Origin of the sequence: Paenibacillus sp. FSL K6-1330, from assembly GCF_037976825.1 — a bacterium.
Taxonomy (GTDB): Bacteria; Bacillota; Bacilli; order Paenibacillales; family Paenibacillaceae; genus Paenibacillus_AQ.
In genome coordinates this window covers 6,354,385-6,377,500 of record NZ_CP150269.1, presented here as the reverse complement: position 1 = coordinate 6,377,500, position 23,116 = coordinate 6,354,385, and the positions used below count along the sequence as shown (strand labels likewise).

The 23,116-nt window shown below is 49.0% G+C and carries 22 protein-coding genes, 17 tRNA genes and 1 rRNA gene (1 of these 40 cut by a window edge); 36 read left to right on the top strand and 4 right to left on the bottom strand.

Features of this window, described 5'->3' with window-relative positions; all coding sequences use genetic code 11:
• The 28 genes from NYE54_RS29260 to NYE54_RS29125 form a co-directional block, all read left to right on the top strand.
• Positions 1-1,223, top strand: a 23S ribosomal RNA gene (locus tag NYE54_RS29260); it begins 1,824 nt to the left of the window's first position.
• Positions 1,224-1,297: 74 nt separating this feature from the next.
• Positions 1,298-1,373: transfer RNA gene (locus NYE54_RS29255), tRNA-Asn, on the top strand.
• Between the two features lie 5 nt (positions 1,374-1,378).
• Positions 1,379-1,470 (top strand) — tRNA-Ser (locus NYE54_RS29250).
• Positions 1,471-1,486: 16 nt separating this feature from the next.
• A tRNA-Glu gene (locus tag NYE54_RS29245) sits at positions 1,487-1,561 on the top strand.
• 176 nt (positions 1,562-1,737) lie between these two features.
• A tRNA-Val gene (locus NYE54_RS29240) sits at positions 1,738-1,813 on the top strand.
• A gap of 87 nt (positions 1,814-1,900) precedes the next feature.
• Positions 1,901-1,977 (top strand) — tRNA-Met (locus tag NYE54_RS29235).
• Positions 1,978-2,007: 30 nt separating this feature from the next.
• A tRNA-Asp gene (locus NYE54_RS29230) sits at positions 2,008-2,084 on the top strand.
• 69 nt (positions 2,085-2,153) lie between these two features.
• A tRNA-Phe gene (locus tag NYE54_RS29225) sits at positions 2,154-2,229 on the top strand.
• A 22-nt stretch (positions 2,230-2,251) separates the two neighbouring features.
• Positions 2,252-2,327 (top strand) — tRNA-Thr (locus NYE54_RS29220).
• A gap of 4 nt (positions 2,328-2,331) precedes the next feature.
• Positions 2,332-2,416: transfer RNA gene (locus NYE54_RS29215), tRNA-Tyr, on the top strand.
• Positions 2,417-2,422: 6 nt separating this feature from the next.
• A tRNA-Trp gene (locus NYE54_RS29210) sits at positions 2,423-2,496 on the top strand.
• A 22-nt stretch (positions 2,497-2,518) separates the two neighbouring features.
• Positions 2,519-2,591: transfer RNA gene (locus tag NYE54_RS29205), tRNA-His, on the top strand.
• Between the two features lie 45 nt (positions 2,592-2,636).
• A tRNA-His gene (locus NYE54_RS29200) sits at positions 2,637-2,712 on the top strand.
• A gap of 18 nt (positions 2,713-2,730) precedes the next feature.
• Positions 2,731-2,805: transfer RNA gene (locus NYE54_RS29195), tRNA-Gln, on the top strand.
• Positions 2,806-2,820: 15 nt separating this feature from the next.
• Positions 2,821-2,895, top strand: a tRNA-Gly gene (locus NYE54_RS29190).
• A gap of 11 nt (positions 2,896-2,906) precedes the next feature.
• A tRNA-Cys gene (locus NYE54_RS29185) sits at positions 2,907-2,980 on the top strand.
• A gap of 12 nt (positions 2,981-2,992) precedes the next feature.
• A tRNA-Arg gene (locus NYE54_RS29180) sits at positions 2,993-3,069 on the top strand.
• 8 nt (positions 3,070-3,077) lie between these two features.
• Positions 3,078-3,157, top strand: a tRNA-Leu gene (locus NYE54_RS29175).
• A 614-nt stretch (positions 3,158-3,771) separates the two neighbouring features.
• Positions 3,772-4,071 (top strand): hypothetical protein, encoded by a 300-nt coding sequence (locus tag NYE54_RS29170; protein WP_076324889.1) that lies wholly within the window; start codon positions 3,772-3,774, stop codon positions 4,069-4,071.
• Positions 4,072-4,139: 68 nt separating this feature from the next.
• A complete protein-coding gene (locus NYE54_RS29165) occupies positions 4,140-4,817 on the top strand; it encodes a PspA/IM30 family protein (RefSeq protein ID WP_076324888.1) in 678 nt (225 codons plus the stop codon).
• Between the two features lie 2 nt (positions 4,818-4,819).
• Positions 4,820-5,299: a PspC domain-containing protein gene (locus tag NYE54_RS29160; protein ID WP_339268037.1), complete on the top strand. Its 480-nt coding sequence runs from the start codon at positions 4,820-4,822 to the stop codon at positions 5,297-5,299.
• A 1-nt stretch (position 5,300) separates the two neighbouring features.
• The gene (locus NYE54_RS29155; protein WP_076324886.1) at positions 5,301-5,987 is read left to right on the top strand and encodes a PspA/IM30 family protein; all 687 of its coding nucleotides are present in this window, start codon (positions 5,301-5,303) and stop codon (positions 5,985-5,987) included.
• Positions 5,988-6,156: 169 nt separating this feature from the next.
• Positions 6,157-6,801 carry a cell wall-active antibiotics response protein LiaF gene (gene liaF, locus NYE54_RS29150; RefSeq protein ID WP_339268035.1) on the top strand — a complete coding sequence of 215 codons (645 nt, stop codon included), beginning with the start codon at positions 6,157-6,159 and terminating at the stop codon, positions 6,799-6,801.
• Between the two features lie 41 nt (positions 6,802-6,842).
• Positions 6,843-7,916, top strand: a complete 1,074-nt coding sequence (locus NYE54_RS29145) for a sensor histidine kinase (RefSeq protein ID WP_339268034.1) — start codon at positions 6,843-6,845, stop codon at positions 7,914-7,916.
• Positions 7,900-8,544 (top strand): response regulator transcription factor, encoded by a 645-nt coding sequence (locus tag NYE54_RS29140; protein ID WP_006212655.1) that lies wholly within the window; start codon positions 7,900-7,902, stop codon positions 8,542-8,544. Before NYE54_RS29145 ends, NYE54_RS29140 begins: the two co-directional genes overlap by 17 nt.
• A 295-nt stretch (positions 8,545-8,839) precedes the next feature.
• Positions 8,840-9,688 (top strand): YwmB family TATA-box binding protein, encoded by an 849-nt coding sequence (locus tag NYE54_RS29135; protein WP_339268032.1) that lies wholly within the window; start codon positions 8,840-8,842, stop codon positions 9,686-9,688.
• 137 nt (positions 9,689-9,825) lie between these two features.
• Positions 9,826-11,373 carry a glucose-6-phosphate dehydrogenase gene (gene zwf / locus NYE54_RS29130; RefSeq protein WP_076324882.1) on the top strand — a complete coding sequence of 516 codons (1,548 nt, stop codon included), beginning with the start codon at positions 9,826-9,828 and terminating at the stop codon, positions 11,371-11,373.
• Between the two features lie 121 nt (positions 11,374-11,494).
• Positions 11,495-13,075 carry a peptide chain release factor 3 gene (locus NYE54_RS29125; RefSeq protein ID WP_076324881.1) on the top strand — a complete coding sequence of 527 codons (1,581 nt, stop codon included), beginning with the start codon at positions 11,495-11,497 and terminating at the stop codon, positions 13,073-13,075.
• Positions 13,076-13,157: 82 nt separating this feature from the next.
• Here NYE54_RS29125 and sspI read toward each other — a convergent pair whose 3' ends face one another.
• Complete coding sequence (sspI, locus tag NYE54_RS29120) at positions 13,158-13,394, bottom strand: small acid-soluble spore protein SspI (protein WP_076324880.1); 237 nt, start codon at positions 13,392-13,394, stop codon at positions 13,158-13,160.
• A 139-nt stretch (positions 13,395-13,533) separates the two neighbouring features.
• On the opposite strand from sspI, the gene NYE54_RS29115 reads away from it, so the two are divergent.
• The 6 genes from NYE54_RS29115 to yunB all read left to right on the top strand — a co-directional run bounded on the left by NYE54_RS29115 (position 13,534) and on the right by yunB (position 17,815).
• A complete protein-coding gene (locus NYE54_RS29115; protein WP_076324879.1) occupies positions 13,534-14,196 on the top strand; it encodes a TrkA family potassium uptake protein in 663 nt (220 codons plus the stop codon).
• Positions 14,197-14,269: 73 nt separating this feature from the next.
• Positions 14,270-15,067 (top strand): RNA methyltransferase, encoded by a 798-nt coding sequence (locus NYE54_RS29110; RefSeq protein ID WP_339268029.1) that lies wholly within the window; start codon positions 14,270-14,272, stop codon positions 15,065-15,067.
• 234 nt (positions 15,068-15,301) lie between these two features.
• On the top strand, positions 15,302-15,727 hold the full coding sequence (locus NYE54_RS29105) for a DUF1801 domain-containing protein (protein ID WP_339268027.1): 426 nt from the start codon (positions 15,302-15,304) through the stop codon (positions 15,725-15,727).
• Between the two features lie 189 nt (positions 15,728-15,916).
• Positions 15,917-16,342 (top strand): SRPBCC domain-containing protein, encoded by a 426-nt coding sequence (locus tag NYE54_RS29100; protein WP_339268026.1) that lies wholly within the window; start codon positions 15,917-15,919, stop codon positions 16,340-16,342.
• Positions 16,343-16,345: 3 nt separating this feature from the next.
• Positions 16,346-16,690, top strand: a complete 345-nt coding sequence (locus NYE54_RS29095; RefSeq protein WP_339268024.1) for a metalloregulator ArsR/SmtB family transcription factor — start codon at positions 16,346-16,348, stop codon at positions 16,688-16,690.
• A 309-nt stretch (positions 16,691-16,999) separates the two neighbouring features.
• Entirely contained in the window at positions 17,000-17,815 is an 816-nt protein-coding gene (yunB, locus tag NYE54_RS29090) for a sporulation protein YunB (RefSeq protein WP_339273694.1), read from the top strand.
• 107 nt (positions 17,816-17,922) lie between these two features.
• Here the strand turns inward: yunB and NYE54_RS29085 are convergent, their stop codons facing one another.
• Positions 17,923-19,002, bottom strand: coding sequence for a M23 family metallopeptidase (locus tag NYE54_RS29085; RefSeq protein ID WP_339268023.1), 1,080 nt, complete (start codon positions 19,000-19,002; stop codon positions 17,923-17,925).
• A gap of 221 nt (positions 19,003-19,223) precedes the next feature.
• On the opposite strand from NYE54_RS29085, the gene lipA reads away from it, so the two are divergent.
• Together lipA and NYE54_RS29075 are read left to right on the top strand one after the other, a co-directional pair.
• Positions 19,224-20,117: a lipoyl synthase gene (gene lipA / locus NYE54_RS29080; protein WP_076324872.1), complete on the top strand. Its 894-nt coding sequence runs from the start codon at positions 19,224-19,226 to the stop codon at positions 20,115-20,117.
• Between the two features lie 27 nt (positions 20,118-20,144).
• Complete coding sequence (locus NYE54_RS29075) at positions 20,145-20,693, top strand: YutD family protein (RefSeq protein WP_339268021.1); 549 nt, start codon at positions 20,145-20,147, stop codon at positions 20,691-20,693.
• A 42-nt stretch (positions 20,694-20,735) separates the two neighbouring features.
• On the opposite strand, the gene NYE54_RS29070 is transcribed toward NYE54_RS29075, so the two are convergent.
• Together NYE54_RS29070 and ylbJ are read right to left on the bottom strand one after the other, a co-directional pair.
• Positions 20,736-21,539: an NAD kinase gene (locus tag NYE54_RS29070; RefSeq protein ID WP_339268020.1), complete on the bottom strand. Its 804-nt coding sequence runs from the start codon at positions 21,537-21,539 to the stop codon at positions 20,736-20,738.
• Positions 21,540-21,603: 64 nt separating this feature from the next.
• Positions 21,604-22,833: a sporulation integral membrane protein YlbJ gene (gene ylbJ, locus NYE54_RS29065; RefSeq protein WP_339268019.1), complete on the bottom strand. Its 1,230-nt coding sequence runs from the start codon at positions 22,831-22,833 to the stop codon at positions 21,604-21,606.
• Positions 22,834-23,116: the final 283 nt, after the last annotated feature.

The window sequence follows — 23,116 nt, the reverse complement described above, 5'->3', positions numbered from 1 at the left end:
CTCGTTAAGGAACTCGGCAAAATGACCCCGTAACTTCGGGAGAAGGGGTGCCTCGGTAGGGTGAATAGCCCGAGGGGGCCGCAGTGAAAAGGCCCAAGCGACTGTTTAGCAAAAACACAGGTCTGTGCGAAGCCGTAAGGCGAAGTATACGGGCTGACGCCTGCCCGGTGCTGGAAGGTTAAGGGGAGCGGTTAGGGAGTAATCCCGAAGCTGTGAACCGAAGCCCCAGTAAACGGCGGCCGTAACTATAACGGTCCTAAGGTAGCGAAATTCCTTGTCAGGTAAATTCTGACCCGCACGAATGGCGTAACGACTTGGGCGCTGTCTCAACGAGAGATCCGGTGAAATTTTAATACCTGTGAAGATGCAGGTTACCCGCGACAAGACGGAAAGACCCCATGGAGCTTTACTGCAGCTTGATATTGGATTTGGGTACGATCTGTACAGGATAGGTGGGAGCCTTTGAAGCATGAGCGCCAGCTTGTGTGGAGGCGACGTTGGGATACCACCCTGATCGTATCTAGGTTCTAACCTGGTACCGTAATCCGGTACGGGGACAGTGTCAGGCGGGCAGTTTGACTGGGGCGGTCGCCTCCTAAAGAGTAACGGAGGCGCCCCAAGGTTCCCTCAGAATGGTTGGAAATCATTCGAAGAGTGCAAAGGCATAAGGGAGCTTGACTGCGAGACCTACAAGTCGAGCAGGGACGAAAGTCGGGCTTAGTGATCCGGTGGTACCGCATGGAAGGGCCATCGCTCAACGGATAAAAGCTACCCTGGGGATAACAGGCTTATCTCCCCCAAGAGTCCACATCGACGGGGAGGTTTGGCACCTCGATGTCGGCTCATCGCATCCTGGGGCTGAAGTAGGTCCCAAGGGTTGGGCTGTTCGCCCATTAAAGCGGTACGCGAGCTGGGTTCAGAACGTCGTGAGACAGTTCGGTCCCTATCTGTCGTGGGCGTAGGAAATTTGAGAGGAGCTGTCCTTAGTACGAGAGGACCGGGATGGACGTACCGCTGGTGCACCAGTTGTTCCGCCAGGAGCATGGCTGGGTAGCTACGTACGGAAGGGATAAGCGCTGAAAGCATCTAAGCGTGAAGCCCCCCTCAAGATGAGATTTCCCAATTCGTAAGACCCCTTGAAGACCACGAGGTAGATAGGTTGGAGGTGGAAGTGCAGCAATGCATGGAGCTGACCAATACTAATCGGTCGAGGGCTTATCCAAAAACTATTTCAATGTGCTGCAAATTCGTTTCGTATCTAGTTTTCAGGTGATCAATCACTTGAATTAAATATTGTTCCCTGATAGCTCAGTTGGTAGAGCACTCGACTGTTAATCGAGTTGTCACAGGTTCGAGTCCTGTTCGGGGAGCCATTTATGGAGAGGTGTCCGAGTTGGCCGAAGGAGCACGATTGGAAATCGTGTAGGCGCCAAAAGCGTCTCGAGGGTTCGAATCCCTCTCTCTCCGCCACTATTATTTCAAGCAAGGCCCGTTGGTCAAGGGGTTAAGACACCTCCCTTTCACGGAGGTAACAGGGGTTCGAATCCCCTACGGGTCACCACTTTCTTTATTGCATCAGGGGATGAGAATCCCGTCGGTTCGTCGGAGCTTAACTTCGGTAGTATAGGCTTCGCAGTCTAGAACGAAGTGAGAGTATCCCCTACGGGTCACCACTTTCTTTTGAAAAACACTTGCTTCTTATATCAGATTTTGGTATGATTAAAGTCGCTTTGTTACGGAGGCTTAGCTCAGCTGGGAGAGCATCTGCCTTACAAGCAGAGGGTCGGGGGTTCGATCCCCTCAGCCTCCACCATGATTTATCCCCAAAAAGTGAAGCTCATGCTTCGCAAGTAATTCCGATTACTATTCGGGGACCCCATACAAGCAACCCTTTTAATGACGCGGGGTGGAGCAGTTCGGTAGCTCGTCGGGCTCATAACCCGAAGGTCGTAGGTTCAAATCCTGCCCCCGCAACCAATTTATATCGCGATAGCGATAATGCCTCATGGAACTGTGGTGTAGAGGCCTAACATGCCTGCCTGTCACGCAGGAGATCGCGGGTTCGAATCCCGTCAGTTCCGCCATTATTTATAACTTTGGGATGAGATGAGTATCCGATATTGGGTTCCGTCAAAGTTCGCGAAGAGCTTTAAGGCTCGGTAGCTCAGTCGGTAGAGCAGAGGACTGAAAATCCTCGTGTCGGCGGTTCGATTCCGTCCCGAGCCACCATGTACGTTTTATAACTTTATATGCCGGTGTAGCTCAATTGGTAGAGCAACTGACTTGTAATCAGTAGGTTGGGGGTTCAAGTCCTCTCGCCGGCACCATTCTGGAGGATTAGTGAAGTGGCTAAACACGGCAGACTGTAAATCTGCTCTCTTCGAGTTCGGTGGTTCGAATCCATCATCCTCCACCAGTTTTTAGGGGCATAGTTTAAAGGTAGAACAACGGTCTCCAAAACCGTTGGTGTGGGTTCAATTCCTGCTGCCCCTGCCATTGAATATTTATAATGAACTTGGCGATCGTGGCGAAGGGGTTAACGCACCGGATTGTGGTTCCGGCATTCGTGGGTTCGAGACCCATCGGTCGCCCATTATTTCATTATGATTATTCTCTAAAAAAACTATTACATTATGGCGATCGTGGCGAAGGGGTTAACGCACCGGATTGTGGTTCCGGCATTCGTGGGTTCGAGACCCATCGGTCGCCCCATAGTTTTTTTAAAAATGTTGGGGATTAGCCAAGCGGTAAGGCAACGGACTTTGACTCCGTCATGCATAGGTTCGAATCCTATATCCCCAGCCATTGATTTTTATGTTTGCGGACGTGGCTCAGCGGTAGAGCATCGCCTTGCCAAGGCGAGGGTCGCGGGTTCGATTCCCGTCGTCCGCTCCATTTTTATTTCTGGCGCCATAGCCAAGTGGTAAGGCACAGCTCTGCAAAAGCTTTATCCCCAGTTCGAATCTGGGTGGCGCCTCCATAACAAAACTATGTGCCCTTAGCTCAGCTGGATAGAGCGTTTGACTACGAATCAAAAGGTCAGGAGTTCGAATCTCTTAGGGCACGCCATAAAGTAAGCCGGTGTGGCGGAATTGGCAGACGCGCGCGACTCAAAATCGTGAGGGAAACCGTGGGGGTTCGAGTCCCTTCACCGGCATCATCCAAAAGGAATGTAGACTATAAACGTCTGCATTCCTTTTTTCGTTGCATTTACATCGATATTCGTTTCTCGGTAGCAGCTAAGCTGAAGATCCGTTACTCTTCATGATAAAAGGCTAATCTTGATGAGCTTAAGTGTTATGTCACTTCATTTTATAACTCGCAAGCAATACACCTTAATCCTATGCAAACTTCTGAGATGCAACCTCCTTAGATCAATCCCACTTCCTTTACTATGGTATCCTTCTTCATGATTTTCATATTCGGCCCCATGCTTCATCCTACCGCTACCTTAACCTACCGTTCCACGGGCTTTACTACTATCACCTTAGAGCTGAAGCTATACTCATCAAACTAAACTAACATTAGAAAGCACGTCTCTTTATTAGGTAAAACAAAAGCAAGGATACCGGAGGATTCATCTACACAGGTCAGCTTATCGAATCATTGATCCAGTGCAGGGTTGGACGCAGGTCTATAGGAGGCCCCGCCTTAGGTCTAGGTGCAAAAACCGTCCCCAGGCCGTTTTAGTGAAACTCGAAATTACCTAGAATAGAGTCATAAGGTTGAACAAATGAAACAACGATCAAACAACAGAAAGGCGGTGTATAAATGAGAAATTCAAAAGGAAATGGAATGAGTATCCTGTTGATTGGTGTAGGGATCTTGGTTCTCCTGGGAGTATTCGGTCCTCTGCTTGGATGGTTGTTCAGTCTTGTAATTCCAATCCTGATGGTCGCTTTGGGATACTACGGGATCCGGAGAGGTAACACCTTGATGGGATGGGTTATTCTCGGTATCGGTGTGATCTGGTTGATGGGTAAACTGTCTTGGCTGATCGGTCCGATCCTTGGAATCATCTTGATCATCTACGGGGTGTCCCGATTGAAGAATGGTAGACCCCGTTATTGATAAAAACCACTACATTAAATAACATGCAAAAACAACAGATCATGATAGATGAGGAGGGCTAAGCGAATATGAGTGTTTTCCGGCGGATAAGAGACATAACCGTAGCAACATTGAATGAAAAGCTCGAGCAGAGCCAGGATCCGGTTCGATTGATCGACCAGTTCCTACATTCAACCAGACAGGACATTGCTGAGGCTGAGAAGCTGCAGCAGCAATGTCAAGTACATTCCAGACAGCTGAAGCAGCAGGTGGATCAAGCAGAAACCATGCGATATAAACGCGAAGAGCAGGCACTGCTTGCACTGAAGGCCGGTGAAGAACATCTTGCCAAGCTGGCATTGCAGGAGAAGCTGATCTATGAGGAAAAGATTGAACAGTATCAAGGCCTGTTGTCCTCAAGCCTGGAGTCGTTAAAAGAAATCGAGGAGCAGCTCGGCGAGCTGCGGATGGAATATCAGACGGTATACAGCAAACGTCAGTATTATGTTGCCCGAGTGGAAACCCTTCGTCTTCAGCAAAAAATGAATGAACGTACAGGCTCCTATGGCGGCGGTCCTGATGTACCGAAGATGTTCAATCGTCTCGAAGACCGTATCAGCGACTGGGAACTGGAAGCCAGAAGTCTTCGCGATTTACGCCGCATGGGGCAGGAATACATGGATCAGGCTGGTGAAACAGTCTCCACTGTATTGGAAAAAGAACTTGCCCGCCTGAAGCAAAAGCTGAATAACAGCGGAAAGGAGTAACCATGACTAGATTGTACCGTTCCACCCGAGACAAGATGTTCACAGGGTTGATCGGCGGTATATCCGATCATTTCGGAGTCGAATCTACCCTACTTAGAATCATATTTGTAGTCAGTATCTTTTTCACAGGCGGTACAACGCTGTTGATCTATCTGATTGCATCCCTTGTAGTACCTAAGGAGCCGTACTATCACGATCCGTATGGTCCACAGGGAAGACATGGTGGCGGATACCGTTACAACGATCATCCGGGCCCGGGACTAGGCTACAACAGCTATAACGATGCTTATGGACGTCAAGGCTATCCTAATGAGCATGGAAGTTTTGGCCCCAAATATGACCGTCCCAATGGCACAAGAAACAATGCGTCTGCGGATTCCGATCTGGATGCGATGATGAAGGATATTGAGAGAAAAGCAATGCAAAAAGAAATCGAAGAATTGAAGAAAAAACTTTCGAACTATGAGAAGGGAGATAAATAACATGGGAGTATTTAAAAGAATTAAGGATATGACGAAAGCATCGGTGAATGAACTGCTGGATAAAGTAGAGGATCCAATCGTAATGTTGAACCAGTACCTGCGCGACATGGAGGCAGAAATTCATGAAGCAGAGGTAACAGTAGCGAAGCAAATGGCTAACGAGCGTCGTATGAAGCAGCGCGTCGATGAGGCTGTGAAGATGGCGGCACAACGTGAAGCTCAAGCTGAATTGGCTCTTAAAAATGGTCAAGAAGAAGTGGCTCGCAAGCTGCTTGAAGAGAAGATCTATTTCGATCAAAAAGAAACCGAGTACGTGGAATTGCACCTGCAATCCGAGGCTCAAGCGAAAGAACTTGTAGCTCAGCTGCATGAAATGAAAGACGAGTTCTACAAAATGCGCAACAAGCGCAATGAGCTTGTAGCTCGCGCTCAAATGGCTAAAGCGAAGAAGCAAATGTCTCAAGTGAGCAGCCTGCATACGATCGAAAGCGGCAGTGCTTCGATGGGCTTCCACCGCATGGAGGAAAAAATCATGCAACTGGAAGCAGAAGCTGATGTGCTTCGCGCCCCATACCGTCCTAACAATGCAGTATACACAAGCCCAGTGGATGCTGAGAAGCAATTGAAAGTCGATGAGCAGCTGCAAGCTTTGAAAAACAAAATGGGGAATTCTTCGAAGTCCGAGTAATTCCTTAACAAGTCAGCAAAATAAGATTAAACCGTATTCGAACACCATGTTCATATGATATGCTATACGAATGAGATTGTCGTATAGTACAGGCAAAGCCATACAGTGGAGAACGTCTCACTGCTATGGCTTTTCCGAGCTTATATCTTGGTCATCAAGGAGGTGCGACATGGACAGAAACCGCTGGATAGCAGTTGGTTTAATCAGCTTGGGTTTTATTATGCTTTTCGGCCGATGGTTTGGTTTCTTCACCATTGTCGCCCTGTTACTCATGTTCGCAGGTGTCCTTCAGATCAGACAGGGCTATTTGAAGAAGGGATACATTCTGCTCGGAGTAGGTGCCGTACTGCTGCTGCTGGAGCATCTCATGTTGATTATCGGCATCAGCTTGATATCGCTAGGTATTTTTTATGGCAAGTCCAAGCGAGCCCATACCACGACAAAGTACGTTCAGAAGCAGAACTTTATGTCTAACTTTGATTGGGATCTGACTCCATGGGTGATGCGCAGTCTGAGTGTGTGGCATGTACTTGGAGAAGCGGATGTGGATCTGTCCCTGGCGCTTCCAGAGGAACGCCAAACGGTCCTTATGTTCCATGGAATGCTGGGGGATATTGATCTGATGATCCCGGACTATTATGGGGTGGAGATCGAAGCCTCGATCCTGTTTGGCTCGATTCATATGGACGACCGGAAGGAAACCGGCATATTAAACCGCGTGCGGTATATATCACCCAATTACGAGGCCAGTGAATATAAAGTGAAATTTATTGTTTCTTATTTAGGCGGAGATTTGAATATAAAAATGACATAATAAACGTATGTCTTGTGTAAACCATTCAGGAGGGTTGCCCCGTGGAAACGGAAAAGAAAGCAAATATAATTACCCGAAGTATGCGTGAGGGGACCCTTCTGGGATTGGTTGTCATGCTCGTTGTCCTATATTTATTATATACATATGGTTATCTTCAACCATTTGAGACGTGGAAGAACCGGATCGAAGCCGGCATCACTCTGGTATTGCTGCCGATCGGGCTGGGTGCGATCTATGGCTTCTTCCAGGGATACCGGGTAAAACGACGAGTTGATCTTGTAAGGGAAACACTGGTGAACTGGGAAAAAGGCAGCCTTACGGACGTGATGCCGGACATCGGCGAAGACGAAGTGGGACGGCTTGGAGAACAGCTGGTGAAGATCAGCAAACGCTGGGAGGATCAAGTATCTTCTCTGCAGCGGTTATCAACGAACAATGCCCAGCTTGCCGAGCAGGCCAGGGTAACAGCAATTGTGGAAGAGAGGCAGCGTCTGGCGCGCGAGCTTCATGATGCGGTTTCTCAGCAGCTGTTTGCCATCTCGATGACGGCAACCGCTGTGGGTAGGACATTGGATAAGGATTTTGACAAAGCGCAGCGCCAGGTGGCTCTGATTGAGGAAATGTCGGCTGTGGCCCAGTCCGAGATGAGGGCGCTTCTTCTTCATCTGCGGCCTGTTTATCTCGAAGGGAAAGCACTGGAGCAAGGGCTGAAGGATCTGATCAAGGAATTGCGGATTAAAGTACCTATGGAAATTACGTTTGAGATGGACGATGACATACATTTGCTTAAAGGGATCGAAAATCATCTGTTCCGTATTATCCAGGAGGCCATGTCGAACACCCTCAGACACTCGAAAGCGGAGAAAATGGACATCCGAATTCACCGCAGGCAGAATACTGTTCGGGTAATGCTGCGGGACGATGGGATCGGATTTGAATTGGATGACAAGAAACAGACTTCCTACGGTCTATCGACGATGCAGGAACGGGTGACGGAGATCGGGGGCTCGGTACAATTCATAACAGCACCGGGTAAAGGGACTCGAATTGAGATCGTTGTGCCACTCATAAATGATGAACGTAAACGGGGGGATGTAGATGGAAACGCCGATTAAGGTGCTGCTGGTGGATGATCATGAGATGGTCCGGATCGGTTTAGCGGCTGTGCTTGGTACAGAGGACGGCATCGAGGTGGTTGGTGAAGCGGGCAGCGGCGAGGAAGGGATACGCTTAGCGCAGGAATATCATCCTGATGTGGTGCTGATGGACTTGGTGATGGACGGAATGGATGGAATCGAGACGACGCGCCAATTGATGAATCAGTTTCCGAATCTTAAGGTCATTGTACTGACCAGCTATCTGGACGATGAGAAGATGTATCCGGTTATTGAAGCAGGTGCGTTCAGTTATTTATTGAAGACATCCCGTGCTTCTGAAGTAGCTGATGCTATACGTGCAGCCGCACGCGGGCAGTCGGTGCTGGAGTCGCAGGTTGCCTCCAAGATGATGAATCGATTCCGGCATCCGCAAAATGAAGCTCCGGCGCATAACGACCTTACGGACCGGGAAATGGAAGTGCTGCGACTGGTGGCGCAGGGCAAGTCGAATCAGGATATTGCTGATGATTTGATTATAGGCATCAAAACCGTGAAATTTCATGTAACGAATATTTTAGGCAAGCTGGGGGTAGAGGATCGGACCCAAGCTGCCATCTACGCTTATAAAAATGGGCTGGCTGAGTAAGGAAGGCCAGCTCTTTTTTTATGCGACGAGCGTGACATAATCAGATCCAACATGCTAGGCGTGGTACAAAACAGTCCATGATGCTGCTTGTGGTATGACATATCCATGTAAACACTGAGAGATCAGGCTTAAAGACTCCCGGATCGGGAGTCTTTTATTTATGAACAGGGAAGCCGGAAGATTTACATACAGCCCGTTTGAAGGATGTTTTAAAAAAAGCGAGGTATAAATCCGCGGAGATGAGGCCATCCTTTTTACTAGATTGATAGATTCGAACGGGGAGGCGTGACTGACCATGCGGAAAATGCGTTTACAGATCATTGTGATGATGTTGTTGCTGTGCGGGGCAGCAGGTATGATGGCGGGTTTTGCAGGAACAACGGAAAGCAATCGAAATGAATCAGCTCCGCATACGAGAGAAGCGTCAACTTCAGCTTCAGGTGGAACGGGAGAAAATGATATCGATGGAACAACTGGAGCCGGGGTAGCTGCAGAAAGCGATCTAACGCTTCTGACAGCGCTCGGGCAAGAACATATGGAGCCTTCGGCAATGCTCACGGTAAAAATTCAAGGAGAAATGATAAATTCTGTTCCTAAGGATCAAGCTAAGAAAGCAGCTGAGCACCTGGCTCGTACAATGGGGCTCTCCGGAATTACGACGTCCCGGCTTCAAGGAAATGAAGTGTTTCAAGCAGAAGGCTTGCTCTCAGGTGTATCGGTGCATCTGGATTGGGCCCTCACAAAGGAGGGCCATAGTTATATCAGAGCCATGCTTGTTGGAGAAGCGGCTGGGCAGACACGGGAAATGATGGCCCTACAGCAGCAGATTCAAGAAATGATGAAGCAAGCCGGCATACCGAACACATGGAATGCGTCCATTCAAGGGTATGCAACGGAGACCGCAAGCGTTGATGGGACAATGGCTCAAGTAGAAGAGGCCGTAGCCCAAAAAATCTTACTTCGCTCCGTTGAAGATTATGCAGATGACAAAACACAAAGCCGTTCTTATGAGGTTCCTTCACTTGGTGCTTTTGTGATGAGTGGCGACACGCCGATTCATATGCAGATCGCAGTGCATGAAGATTCGATGAAGAAAAGTAGTAGAATAACGATCGGATTTCCCGTCATTACAATAGAATATTGAAAATGATTTCTGAAACTCCGATGAAAAAATACGGAATGAGATAGCATACTTGAAATGAATATGCTAAAATGTCATCACATCGAGTTAAGTGCCGATGCATAAAAATACACTATAATTCATAGAAAGAATGAGGAGCCATGGCTGAAAATCAAAATCTAGATACAATGAAGACACCGGGAGCTGTATTTTTCATCTTTGGAGCGACTGGTGATTTGGCAAGACGTAAGTTGTTTCCGGCGATCTACAGTCTTTATCGTGAAGGAAAACTGGATGAGGATTTTGCGGTAATCGGCGTGGCGCGGCGTCCGCGCACCCAGGAAGAGTTTCGGGAGGACGTGTATCGTTCGATTCAGGAATTCTGCCGATACAGTTCGGAACAGGATAGTGAATGGAATGCATTTGCACAGCATTTTGAATATAAATCTTTAGATATTAACAATATTGACGGTTTCCGTGAGCTTCGTGAACAAACGGAGCAACTGGAAACGAAATTTAATATACCGGGCAACCGCTTATTTTATCTTGCACTTGCACCGGAATTGTTCGGCAGCGTATCGTTTAACCTGATGAAGGGCGGTATGCTCGACGGAGAAGGCTGGAACCGTCTTGTGATCGAGAAGCCATTCGGCTACGATCTGGAATCGGCTGCCAAGCTGAACGAAGAAATCCGTAAAGTATTCAAGGAAGAAGAGGTCTACCGGATTGACCATTATCTTGGTAAAGAAATGGTACAGAACATCGAAGTTATGCGTTTTGCGAATGCTTTCTTTGAGCCGCTGTGGAACAACAAGCATATCGCCAATATCCAAATCACGCTTGGTGAGACGGTTGGTGTCGAGGAGCGCGGCGGATACTATGATCATGCCGGTGCACTAAGGGACATGGGCCAAAACCATATGCTGCAGCTGCTAACCATGATTGCGATGGAACCGCCTAGCCGTCTGCTCGCAGAGGATATCCGCGACGAGAAGGTAAAAGTGCTTCGTTCCTTGCGTCCGTATGCCACACATGAAGAAGTGAAGAACAACGTAGTTCGTGGTCAGTATACAAGCGGTTCAGCGGGCGGTAAAGATCTGCCGGCTTACCGTGAAGAGGACAAGGTTAATCCGGAATCCAATACGGAAACCTATTTTGCGGCCAGAGTATTCGTGGACAACTTCCGCTGGGCGGGTGTACCGTTCTATATCCGCACGGGCAAACGTCTGCCGGTTAAGACAACCGAGGTGGTTGTTGAGTTCAAACGGATGCCAACCAACGTATATTTGGGCCAAAAGCATTCCCTGGAGCCTAACCTGCTTGTCATCCGCGTGAATCCGATGGAAGGCATTTACGTGAAGATAAATGCCAAAAAGCCGGGATCTGAGTCCGAGATCGCTCCTGTAGCGATGGACTTCTGCCAAAGCTGCATCGTGGGCATTAACTCTCCTGAAGCGTATGAGCGTCTACTGCATGACGCTGCTCGTGGAGATTCCACATACTTTACACGCTGGGACGAAGTGGCCTCCGCATGGTCCTTCGTGGATCGTATCGCCAGCGCATGGAGAGAGAACCAAGGCGAGCTGGAATCGTATCCTGCGGGCTCGTGGGGACCTGACAAGGCAGATGAGCTGTTGAAGGAAGACGGATTCCACTGGTGGCCGGTTAACGGTCAGCTCGAGGATAATGTGGTGTGGTTGAAAAACTAAGATCATTTTCTAAAATTTACGTATTAAAAATCATCCTCATGCGCACGGCGCATGGGGATGATTTGCGTATGAATTGTGGTACAATGATATACATGACTTTAGTTACGAAGGGATAAGTGAAATGGCAAAGCTAATAGATGAACTGCAGCAGGAAGTGGATAAGCGCCGTACGTTCGCGATTATTTCCCACCCTGACGCCGGTAAAACAACACTGACCGAGAAGCTGCTCTTGTTCGGGGGCGCCATTCGTCTGGCTGGATCGGTTAAAGCTCGTAAAGCGAGCAAGCATGCAACGAGTGACTGGATGGAGATCGAGAAGCAGCGGGGAATCTCGGTTACCTCGTCTGTTATGCAATTTGATTATTTAGGGCATCGAATTAATATATTGGATACGCCGGGTCACCAAGATTTCAGTGAGGATACCTATCGTACGCTGACAGCTGCTGACAGCGCCGTCATGTTGATTGACGTAGCCAAAGGGGTCGAGGCTCAAACGATTAAATTATTCCAGGTGTGTGCGAAGCGGGGCATTCCGATCTTTACCTTTATCAACAAACTCGACCGCGAAGGGCGCAGCCCGTTTGATCTGATGGAAGAGCTTGAACAGGTTCTCGGCATCCGCTCCGTACCGATGAATTGGCCGATCGGCTCCGGGCGTGACCTGTGCGGCGTGTACGACCGGGTTAAGAATCAAGTTGAATTGTTCCAGGGCGACGACCATTCCACGATTAAAGTACAGAAGGTTGAGGGCTATGAGGATCCGATCATTCGCGAGATGGCAGGCGATTACCTGCATGATCAGTTATGTCAAGACCTCGAGCTGCTGGATGTTGCCGGAGACCAATTTGATCTGGAGAAAGTTATGCAGGGTCAGTTAACACCTGTATTCTTCGGAAGTGCGATCAATAATTTCGGCGTCCAGACCTTCCTGGAGAACTTTCTTCAGCTTGCGCCGAAACCGGAGCCGCGCCATAGTAAGGACGGTTTGGTGGAACCCACTGAAGAGAAGTTCTCCGGATACGTATTTAAGATTCAAGCCAATATGAATCCGGCTCACCGGGATCGTATCGCTTTCCTGCGAATCGTATCGGGCAAGTTCGAACGCGGTATGAGCGTGAAGCATGTTCGGGTAGGCAAGGAAATCAAGCTGGCGCAGCCGCAGCAGTTTTTGGCCCAGGATCGAGATATTGTGCAGGAGGCATACCCTGGCGATATTATCGGTCTGTTTGACCCGGGCATTTTCCGGATTGGGGACTCGCTCAGTCAAGGACGTGAAGTTGTATTCGATGAGCTTCCAACGTTCTCACCAGAAATCTTTGCCAAAGTAACGGTGAAGAATGCGCTGAAGCATAAGCAGTATCAGAAGGGGATTGATCAGCTGACGGAAGAGGGTACCATTCAGGTATTCCGTACCGTGAGTTTCGATGAGACCATTCTCGGGGTTGTCGGACAGCTCCAGTTCGAAGTCTTCGAGTACCGGATGAAGGGAGAATACGGCGTCGATGTCATGCTTCAACGGATGCCGTATCAGTTCGCTCGCTGGATCGTGGATGACAATCTTGATCCGTCCAAGTTCCGGATTAACTCAACACTGGTCAAGGACAAGAAGGATAACTATGTTGTCTTGTTCGAAAATGAGTACGCGATGAGAACGGCCATCGACAAGAATCCAACCGCTCAGTTTCTTGAGACTGCTCCGTAAGAGATGTTATAAATATGCAATGTAAAGAACAATCCCCCAGCTTTCACAGCTTAGGGGATTGTTCTTTTTGTTGACTATGGGATTATCCTTGAAGTTTGCCAGGCGTAACGGTTTTCAAATGATCATGCAGGGAAGAGACAAGGCTGTTCTGCTGGGAAGCATTCATGTCTTTCCACATCATTTCAAACATTACACCGAGTCCCGGCAGGGCAGCTTCAGGCCCGTCAACGGAACCCTCGATCATGGAGCGCAGCTCTTCTTCGTCCTGATTGTGGACTTTATGAATGACAGCCTGCCTTAGATCTAACAATATGGACATGATATGTTCCTCCTTGTTATGAAAGGGTCATTGTGTAATGTACCCGTTCCAGGGCAGTTACATTCAAGTATTCGGGACAGTATGATATACTATTATCATTATGATTATGGATGACCTAGGCTCGTGGGGGGATATATAAATGGCTAAGAAGCAGTACGCAGTAATCGGTATGGGGCGTTTTGGCACGAGTGTTGCCAAGGAATTGAGCAGCATGGGATTTGATGTATTAGCCGTAGACGCGAGCGAACAGCGCATTCAGGAAATCGCGAGTATGGTCACGCATGCCGTATCGGCGGATTCGACCGATGAAGAAGCGCTTCGGGCGCTGGGCATACGGAATTTTGATGTGGTTGTCGTGGCGATCGGGGAGGATATTCAATCCAGCATTTTGACTACGCTGATCTTGAAGGATCTTGGCGTTCCGGCCATTATCGTGAAAGCGAAGAATGAGCTGCACGGAAAAGTGCTGAACAAAATCGGTGCAGATAAGGTGATTTTCCCTGAGCGGGATATGGGGCTTCGGGTTGCCCATCATCTGGTGTCACCGAATATTTTGGATTACATCGATTTGTCAGACGACTACAGCATTATGGAGATGCTTGCTACAGGAGATCTGGTCGGTCACAATCTGATAGAGCTGGATATTCGGGCACGGTTCGGCTGCAATGTCATGGCGATTCGAAGTGATGCGGACATGAACATTTCGCCAAGTCCGGATGACCGGATTGAGGAAGGCGATATTCTCGTTATTGTAGGGCATAAGAATGACTTAACGAAGCTGGAGCTTGCTTATCCGAAGTAATACTGTCCATTTGCGGTATGCTGGGTTGAGCTGGACTCGGTTTTGTATATAAGTAAAGAACGGATGGATTACCATGGAGATACTATCGCCGCAGAATGCCAGAGTGAAGGGTTGGGCACAGCTGCAGGAGAAAAAACATCGAGACAAGCAGAACAAGTATGTGGTGGAAGGCATTCATCTCGTACAGGAAGCACTGTCATCCGGAGCGGACGTCGAGTGCGTTGCTTATGATGTGGAGAAGGGGATTCCCCAAGAACTCCGTCATATATCGGATACTGGACAAGGCGCCGAATGGATTGGCGTATCCCATGCCGTCATCTCGAAGGTCAGTGATACGCCGTCACCGCAGCAGGTGTTTGCCGTGGTTCGCAAAGAAGCACGTCAATGGCAGGATCTGATCCTGCGCGAGAACGGTTTGGTTGTCGTTCTGGACGGTCTTCAGGACCCGGGGAACGTGGGAACCATCATACGAAGCGCAGATGCCGTAGGGGCTGCAGGCGTGGTTCTGGGACGCGGCTGTGCGGATTTGTATAACCCCAAGACCTTGCGCTCTACCATGGGATCCTTGTTTCATCTATCTGTGCTGGAGGGTGATCTGCTGAGCATTTTGCCGGAAGCCAGGGAACGGGGAGCTCGATTGGTCACAACCATGCTGGAAGGGAATCGCTCCTGCTTCGAGTATGATTTTCAAGGGACAAGCTGGATCGTGATCGGAAGCGAAGGGCGCGGTGTCTCACCTGAGGTTGCCGAACTTGTGGACGATGCGATCCGGATTCCCATGCCGGGGAAAGCCGAATCGTTGAATGCGGCTATGGCTGCTTCGGTATTGATGTATGAGGCTTTACGGCAAAGAGAGTACGCCGGTCAATAATGACCGGAGCGGCTCGACAAGGCTGGAAGTGATTAGAAAGCAACTGCTAATCATATCCGGCTTTTTTTATTTAAGAGATAAGAAAGCGTAAGCTTCAGAGGCTTACCCTTCTTATCTCGTAAGAAAAACTTCCGCTAAATGCGGTCTGTCTTCTATGCAAGTACGTCGATGACGTTTTTCTTATTTTTGATAAGGATGGTAATAATAACAGAGTGTTCGAAAGGAGTAAAACCCATGTACGAGCAAAAAACAAAAGAAACGGATCACAGCGTGGTGGAGTTTATAGAGCAAGTGGATTCGCCAAAAAAACGAGAGGATGCTTATCGTTTGCTGGAGGTCTTTGAGGAGACGAGCGGTTTTCCGGCTAAGATGTGGGGACCCAGCATCATCGGCTTTGGCTCCTACCATTACCGCTACGCTACCGGGCATGAAGGAGATGCGCCGTTTGTAGGTTTTTCGCCGCGCAAAGCAAAAATCAGCCTGTATTTTGCGCCGGGCGATGAGCGGCGGGGGGAGCTGTTGACGAGTTTCGGTAAACATATGGCGGGAAAAGGCTGCGTGTATATTAATAAAGTGGCGGACATTGATATGGAGGTCCTAAAGCAGTTGATTCGGGAATCGATCGCCTTCTTGAACAAGACCTACCCGGCTCAGACCTAGCGAGTTCAAAGTCAGGAGATGTTGGCAAGATGCCTGGTTTGCCTGGCTTTAAGGGGAACTGGACCTAGGTGTGCTGAATGGGATTAAGGTGAATATTGGTATTTGACGTAAAACCATTTGGTGTCCTATAATGCAATAACGGAAACCAAATGGTTTCATAATTTTAAACATAAGCGAGGTTAATGTGATATGGATAACACATCAAACGGCAAGCTGCCGGATATTCGTCATACGCTTGTGCTGAAAGCACCCATCGAGAAGGTGTGGAAAGCCGTGGCAACGGCTGAAGGGATTTCGGCTTGGTTCATGCCCAACAATTTTGAACCGGTGGAAGGATTTGAGTTTCAATTGAATGCAGGCCCATGGGGAAATTCTCCTTGCAAGGTCACGCTTATTGACAAGCCTAACCGTTTGTCTTTTAACTGGGGCAAGGATTGGAGCGTTACGTTCGAACTGGTACAGCAGGGAGATCATACGGAATTCACGCTCATACACGGCGGTTGGACAGCGGATCAAGTGACCGAGTTCGAGGAAACTCACGATATCGTACGGGGCCGTATGGACAAAGGCTGGGCAGGCATTGTTCAGAAGCTTGCGGGATACGTCGAGGCCTAATCTATGTCGCAAGCTGCTCCGAAGCATGATGTTTATCAAGCGATCGCAGATCCGACACGCCGTAAGCTGCTTGGCTTGTTAAGTGATAAGGAGATGCCGGTTAAAGAAATTACAGGGCACTTCTCCATGACGCGGACCGCTGTCTCCAAGCATCTCCGAATTCTGGAGGAAGCGGGACTTGTGCAGGACCGCAAGGTTGGACGTGAAACCCGCTATCGGCTGGATGTTGAACCGCTTCAGGAATTGAAAGATTGGCTGGCTTATTTCGACCGCTTCTGGGAGAATAAACTGTCGATGCTGAAATATTATGTGGAAGATCAAGAAGACCATCCAATGAACGACCAGTAGATTCTTGATTCAGTCTTTCTTGAAAATGAGTATCTGTAAGGAAGAAGAGTGAGGATAAGCCAACCTTGCTCTTCTTTTTTGCCGTTTGTCCGCATACCCTCTATACAGGATAGCTTGCCATGGTAAACATGCTCCTCTGGGAGTAAATAGGAGGGACCAAGCATGAGACGAAAGAGATGGGGAAGCAGACGTTTATCTTTTCCGTCCCTATCATGGCCCAAACCAAGGAGAGCTTATAAACCACCGCGCAGAGGTTTCCGGCCCGTACCGCAGAGCCGAGGACGTCCTCAGGTTGCCAAACGACGCAGCATGAAAAAATGGTGGCTGATCGGTGCTCTGCTCCTTGTGTTTGGGATCGTTGAGTTTTTTATGTATATTGAACAGAATCTGCGGCCGCCGATCATGCATTTAGCCCAAATAAGGGTCAAACAGATTGCCACTGAAGCGATTAATAAAGCGATCACCTCTCAGGTGACGCAGGGCAAGGATTTTGATAATCTGGTCAATTGGAAAACGGATAGCTCCGGCAAAGTGACGGGATTCATGCTGAATTATGCCGAGCATTTAAAAATCACGTCCCATACAACGGAGGTTGTTCAGAGCACATTGGACGATATCCATAAGCGCAAGGAGCATATTCCGCTTGGTCAGGTGTTAAAAAGCCCGATCATCGCGTCATTCGGTCCGCAAATTCCATTAAAGATCGAGCCGCAGGGAGCGGTGAAGGTTCAACTGGACACCAGGCAGCAGGGTGCAGGCATCAACATGATTCTGGTGGAGGTATTCGTCCACATTGTAACGGAAGTAGCGGTTGTTGTTCCTTTTGACATGGAGCCGCAGATTGTGGAAACCGATATTCCCATCTCTTATCTGCTCGTGGTCGGCGATGTGCCGATGTATTATTATGACGGGCAAGGAAAGGCCGTCGGTGAGAACAAGGCAAGTGCGCCTAGCATAGCGATACCGCCGCCCGTTACGAATGAGAACAGCCATAATACGGAGCAGGAAATCCCGCCTGCAACAACGCCGGATCATCTTCCAGATGGAACAACGCCGCCTCTGGAACCTTCACCTGGCGCAGCGGATTTATCCGGACAAACGGGGGGAAACAACACCGGAGGCTAAGAGCGCTGTCTAATTCCATTTTGGCGCCAGCGTATGGAAGCCTGCACCATGATTCAGTTGGCCAGTTATGTATGTCCTTACGTAGAAAACGCGCCCCTGGGTTGAACTCAGGAGCGCGTTTTTTTCGAGCGTTTTTCTTCCATTTCCCAGTGTTTCAGCAGCGGGTAAGGATCGAATGCCCATTCGGTCAATCCGGTATCCCGGTAGATGCCGTAATGGAGGTGTGGAGGGAATTTGCCCTGGGTTCCCGGCTTGCCATAGCCGGAGCTGCCAACCCAGCCGAGGGTTTGACCCGGCGTAACGACATCCCCGAGCGAGATCCCTTTGTCAAAGCCTTGAAGATGGGCGTAATAGTGATAATGATTGTTCAAATCACGGATGCCGATGCGCCACCCGCCATATTTATTCCAGCCTTTAATTTCGACAACGCCGTAACACGTACTCCGGACAGGGACTCCATAGTTGGCAAACAAGTCCGTGCCTTCATGAACTCTTCTTCCTCCCCAGTTGCGGCCCATTCCAAATGTGCTTCGGTATGAGTAGTTGCTTTTGACCGGGAGAGGAAATGCATGGTCAAACAAGTCCAGCTTTCCAAAGGTTTCATACAATTTGGCGTATTGCATGACGCGCTGTACGGCCCGCGTGTTCTGGTAGTATGACCAGAGGCCGATGCTGAAATCATCAGCAGCATGCCCGTAGGGTGAGAGTCTTGCCGCAACGGTATATAGCAGGTCGATATCATTATTCCGGTCTGCCTTGCCATCCCCATCTCCATCCAGCCCGATGCCGGAAAATACGCTGATCGACGTCGGATTTACATCTTCCTGATTGGGATTTAACGCCCCGGCCCATCTTGTGGAGGGGATGAAGATGCCGAGCGTCCGGTCCGAATGCTTGCGATCCTTGGGGTGGACTCTAGTTAGTGTCCGCTCATACTGGTCAATGGCAGCCAGGCGATACCAAGGAATTTGGGTAACGGTGGAAATCTCATCGTATAACGACTTCCGGTCTGCGAAAATGGCGCTAGCATTCGTTGTTTTTACCGTATCGTCAGCGATGCTGACCGCAATAGAGGTGGATGCGGACACAGGCCCGCACATGCAGCAGGCAGCTGTCAAGGCAGCCACAGCTGCAGCAGTGCAGCGAATCATGATGCCGCTTGCGCTCAATGGTTTAAAAATCCTCAATGTGTCCTTCTCCTCCTTTTGGATTGTCATAATTAAGGACGGACAGTCATGCCTATACTGTAGGGTGAAACGAAACAAGGATTTTTATCCATGCCGCAACTAGATTAATCTCATATCGATGCGAAACAAGTAATGTGATGGTTTTCATGATATAATATGGGACAGCAAACGATGGGGTATGTCTTGAGTTACATCAATAAATTCGAAAGAAGGTTTTTTCTTTGTCTAAAACCAAACAGCCAAAACCTGACTGGATTCGAATCAAGCTGACTACTGGCGATAATTATAAAGAAATCAAAAGCATGATGCGATCCAAGACACTGCACACGGTGTGTGAAGAGGCTCGCTGTCCGAATATTTATGAATGTTGGGCTAATCGTACGGCAACCTTTATGATTCTGGGTGATATTTGTACTCGCGCCTGCCGATTCTGCGCTGTCAATACGGGACTTCCAACGGAACTGGATCTTCAGGAGCCGGAACGCGTAGCGGAAGCGGCGGAACAGATGAACCTGCGTCACTGCGTAGTAACAAGTGTGGCACGGGATGATCTGAAAGATGGCGGAGCCTACATATTCGCTGAAACGGTTAAAGCCATTCGCAGACGTCTGCCGCTATGCTCGGTGGAAGTGCTGATTCCAGATTTTATGGGAAGCGAAGAAGCACTTAAGATCGTGATGGATGTGAAACCGGACATCCTAAACCATAACATTGAGACGGTGGAGCGAATGTCCGATCGGGTTCGCGCCAAAGCGAAGTACACCCGTTCATTGCAATTGCTGCAGAATGCCAAGGCCATGCAGCCTGATATTCCGACCAAGTCCAGCATTATGCTGGGTGTCGGCGAACAATGGCATGAAATTCTGGAAGCGATGGACGACCTGCGTTCGGTGGGTTGCGATATCATGACAATCGGCCAATATTTGCAGCCTTCGCCGAAGCATCTGAATGTGGAAAAATACTATACGCCGGAAGAGTTTGCGATCTTGAAGGAAGAGGGAATGAAGCGCGGATTCAGCCACGTGGAGTCCGGCCCTCTGGTGCGCAGCTCCTATCATGCACACGAGCAAGTGAAATCTGCAGAACGCAACAAGGAAGAGACCGTGCAGTCTTAACCTTTGGAAAGGCAGGGGAAGCTTTCAATGATCGTTATCGGAAACAAGAGTTATGAAGTGTTAAAGGACCATCGAAACGGCTGGAATCTGGAAGCTTTCCGGGAGCGGTACAGCGAGGTGCTGGACCGTTATGACTACATCGTGGGAGATTGGGGTTACAATCAGCTTCGGCTTAAAGGTTTCTATCGGGATAATCATCCTAAGGCTGCCAAGGATTCTACCTTCTCCAGCATGTCTGATTACATTAACGAATACTGCAATTTTGGCTGTGCTCACTTCGTGCTTCAGAAAACCAAGGAGCAGAAGGATGGCAAAGAGCAATCCAATTCCAAAGAGCCTATGGAGATTCGTGAATTACCCCCCAAGGAAACCAAGGGTGAGGGGGAAGCGAAGGGAAGTAAGGAAACCCTGCAGGAGGGTCCTAAACCAGACAAGGAGCACAAGGACCAACGCGAGCGGCGCGAAGCAAAGGAATCCAGACGCGAGCCACGTGATCTTAAGGATGCTAAGGAGTCCAAAGAGAAGGAAGCAAAGCCTTCCAAGGAGCCTAATCCTCCGGCTGAACAGCCACAATAAAAAAGAACGGTCACCAGTAAGCCAGGTGGCCGTTCTTCTTTTTTAGCCAAGAAATGCATCACGGACACGATTCCAGAACGGGAACGGCCGATAGCGTGCAAAACTGACCTGCTGTTCCGCCACTTGACAGCGTACGGATACGAGGTCGTCAATCGAGATATTCACATGATCGATAGTAAGAAGCAAACGCTGTTCTTTACGCGAGAATATATCACAATGATGATGCTTAGGCAGAAGCAGCGGTGAGCCCAGCGTACGGAAAATCCGATTGTTAATCGAGGCGATTTCCGCGATCTGCAGAGCATCGATGGAAGGATGAACCATCGCTCCGCCGACACTTTTGTTATAGGCCGTGCTTCCGGACGGCGTAGACACGCAGATCCCGTCTCCTCGGAACATTTCAAAGGTTACATCGTTGATGTCAATCTGCGCGACAACGGTACCATCAACGCCTTTAAGCGTAAATTCGTTTAAGGCAATGTAAGAGGACGTTCCTGATTTTTTATGAATTTCCAGTTGAACCAGGGGGTACTTGACGAGGCGCGGCTTCACGTTGCCGTTTTCGCCTTCTCCGCTCATATGATCAATCAGCTCTGTCAGTTCATCGGCCTTCCAATCAGCATAGAATCCCAAGTGGCCCGTGTGGACACCGACAAAAGCGAGGTCAGGAATACGGTCAATAAAAGTATGGAAAGCATGCAGCATTGTACCATCTCCGCCGATTGAGACCACAATTTCCGGAGATTCTGCATCCAGCACAAACCCCCGCTGTTCCGCCAGCTTGTGAAATTGCTGGGTCAGCTCGACAGACAATGGGTCACCGCGGTCCAGAACATAATATCTCAAGTTGATAAGCTCCTTTGTAAGGTTATATAAAGATGATAATCAATCTTGGAGAAGAACACAATGTTCACCTTGGGAATTTGCGGATTTTCTGCTGCAGTCCTCGAATGATCTGAATAAACAACGCAACCGCAATCAGGAAACCAAGCAGGATGCAGAAAGCCGCCATAATATGGGTATACCCGTTTAGGGCGGAATCCGAAACAGCCGGCAGCGCCATGGTCGGTATCGAAGATCCCATAACACTTCTCCACAGCAGTAATACAGCGGTCGCGGCAATCACACCATGTATCAATCTGGCAATGACAAAAGGGAAGTATCTAAGGTTGGTAGAGTTCAGGATGCTGATGATCTGGGCATGAACGGACAAGCCGCCCCATGACAATATAAAGGCAGCCGCGGCCACTTTGTATGGCAATGGAATTGCCGCCCCCGCTTCGCCGGCATATCGAGCACCGAGTGTGACCTCAAACAATCCTCCTACGATGGCTGTGGATAAGGATTCAGGCATCTCAACTAGAGATAACAGCAAACTGATGACTTCAGTTAGCGCTGGCATCGCGCCGGCCTGGGTCCAGAGCTCAAGAAATACGGAGAAGAAAACGACGAGCCCGCCGACAACGATAATGAGCTGAAGCGATGAATGTATCGCTTGTCTTAACAAGGTGCCGAGGTCTCGGCCATCCTGCTCACGTGCCGCGTGCATGGCATGCAGGGCGGCCTTTAGTCTGCTTGTCTTAGCCTGGGATAGGTGGAGTGAATCGGTTGCTCTATTGGATTCATGCCTGCCATGAAATCTCATAATCAAGCCTACGAGGAAACCTCCACCATAATGGGACAAGGCAAGGATCAAACCAATCTTGGGGTCGTGAAAGAACCCGATAGAGACCGCTCCAATTAGAAATATAGGGTCAGAAGAGGTAGTGAAAGCAACAAGCCGCTCACCTTCCTCCCGGTTTACCATTTTTTGTTCCCATAGCTTGGCGGTTAATTTGGCACCGACCGGGTATCCTGAAACATATCCCATCGCTGCCACGAATCCTCCTGCGCCCGGAATACGAAACAACGGCCTCATCATAGGGTCCAGGAGCGTGCCTATCAGGTGCACTACGCCAAACCCCAGCAGCACCTCTGAAATAACAAAGAACGGGAATAGGGAAGGGAATAGCACGTCCCACCATATCGACAGGCCGCGGAGTGCGGATTGAAGCGCAGCTTCGGGAAATAAAGCCATTAGGACAATTACGCTGAGCAGTGCCGTCACAAGCAAGAGCCAGCCCATTTTTTTCATGGTCATAATAAGGAATACGCCCCCTGGCATCGATGTGAATGATAGAAATATAGGTCCGTTGTTAAAAATCTATGCAGGATATAGGACAAACAGTATAAAAAAACATGAGAAAGCGGTTACATTTATGCTTTATTTTCGGGGATATTGTGCTATAATAAAAAACATCAAAGCACATCTTTCGTATTATGTTTGGATGGAGTGATGATCATGAGCATAGTCGCAGGTATCCTAGTATGCGCCTTCGTTTATGTTATACGTGCTTCTCTCGTCCAGAGTGAAGAGGACTGGC

Excerpts from the sequence above, each read along its gene's own strand:
- NYE54_RS29170 (WP_076324889.1), top strand. The coding sequence starts at position 3,772 with ATGAGAAATTCAAAAGGAAATGGAATGAGTATCCTGTTGATTGGTGTA.
- NYE54_RS29165 (WP_076324888.1), top strand. The coding sequence starts at position 4,140 with ATGAGTGTTTTCCGGCGGATAAGAGACATAACCGTAGCAACATTGAAT.
- NYE54_RS29160 (WP_339268037.1), top strand. The coding sequence starts at position 4,820 with ATGACTAGATTGTACCGTTCCACCCGAGACAAGATGTTCACAGGGTTG.
- NYE54_RS29155 (WP_076324886.1), top strand. The coding sequence starts at position 5,301 with ATGGGAGTATTTAAAAGAATTAAGGATATGACGAAAGCATCGGTGAAT.
- liaF (WP_339268035.1), top strand. The coding sequence starts at position 6,157 with ATGGACAGAAACCGCTGGATAGCAGTTGGTTTAATCAGCTTGGGTTTT.
- NYE54_RS29140 (WP_006212655.1), top strand. The coding sequence starts at position 7,900 with ATGGAAACGCCGATTAAGGTGCTGCTGGTGGATGATCATGAGATGGTC.
- NYE54_RS29135 (WP_339268032.1), top strand. The coding sequence starts at position 8,840 with ATGCGGAAAATGCGTTTACAGATCATTGTGATGATGTTGTTGCTGTGC.
- zwf (WP_076324882.1), top strand. The coding sequence starts at position 9,826 with ATGGCTGAAAATCAAAATCTAGATACAATGAAGACACCGGGAGCTGTA.
- NYE54_RS29125 (WP_076324881.1), top strand. The coding sequence starts at position 11,495 with ATGGCAAAGCTAATAGATGAACTGCAGCAGGAAGTGGATAAGCGCCGT.
- sspI (WP_076324880.1), bottom strand. The coding sequence starts at position 13,394 with ATGTCCATATTGTTAGATCTAAGGCAGGCTGTCATTCATAAAGTCCAC.
- NYE54_RS29115 (WP_076324879.1), top strand. The coding sequence starts at position 13,534 with ATGGCTAAGAAGCAGTACGCAGTAATCGGTATGGGGCGTTTTGGCACG.
- NYE54_RS29110 (WP_339268029.1), top strand. The coding sequence starts at position 14,270 with ATGGAGATACTATCGCCGCAGAATGCCAGAGTGAAGGGTTGGGCACAG.
- NYE54_RS29105 (WP_339268027.1), top strand. The coding sequence starts at position 15,302 with ATGTACGAGCAAAAAACAAAAGAAACGGATCACAGCGTGGTGGAGTTT.
- NYE54_RS29100 (WP_339268026.1), top strand. The coding sequence starts at position 15,917 with ATGGATAACACATCAAACGGCAAGCTGCCGGATATTCGTCATACGCTT.
- NYE54_RS29095 (WP_339268024.1), top strand. The coding sequence starts at position 16,346 with ATGTCGCAAGCTGCTCCGAAGCATGATGTTTATCAAGCGATCGCAGAT.
- yunB (WP_339273694.1), top strand. The coding sequence starts at position 17,000 with ATGAAAAAATGGTGGCTGATCGGTGCTCTGCTCCTTGTGTTTGGGATC.
- NYE54_RS29075 (WP_339268021.1), top strand. The coding sequence starts at position 20,145 with ATGATCGTTATCGGAAACAAGAGTTATGAAGTGTTAAAGGACCATCGA.
- ylbJ (WP_339268019.1), bottom strand. The coding sequence starts at position 22,833 with ATGACCATGAAAAAAATGGGCTGGCTCTTGCTTGTGACGGCACTGCTC.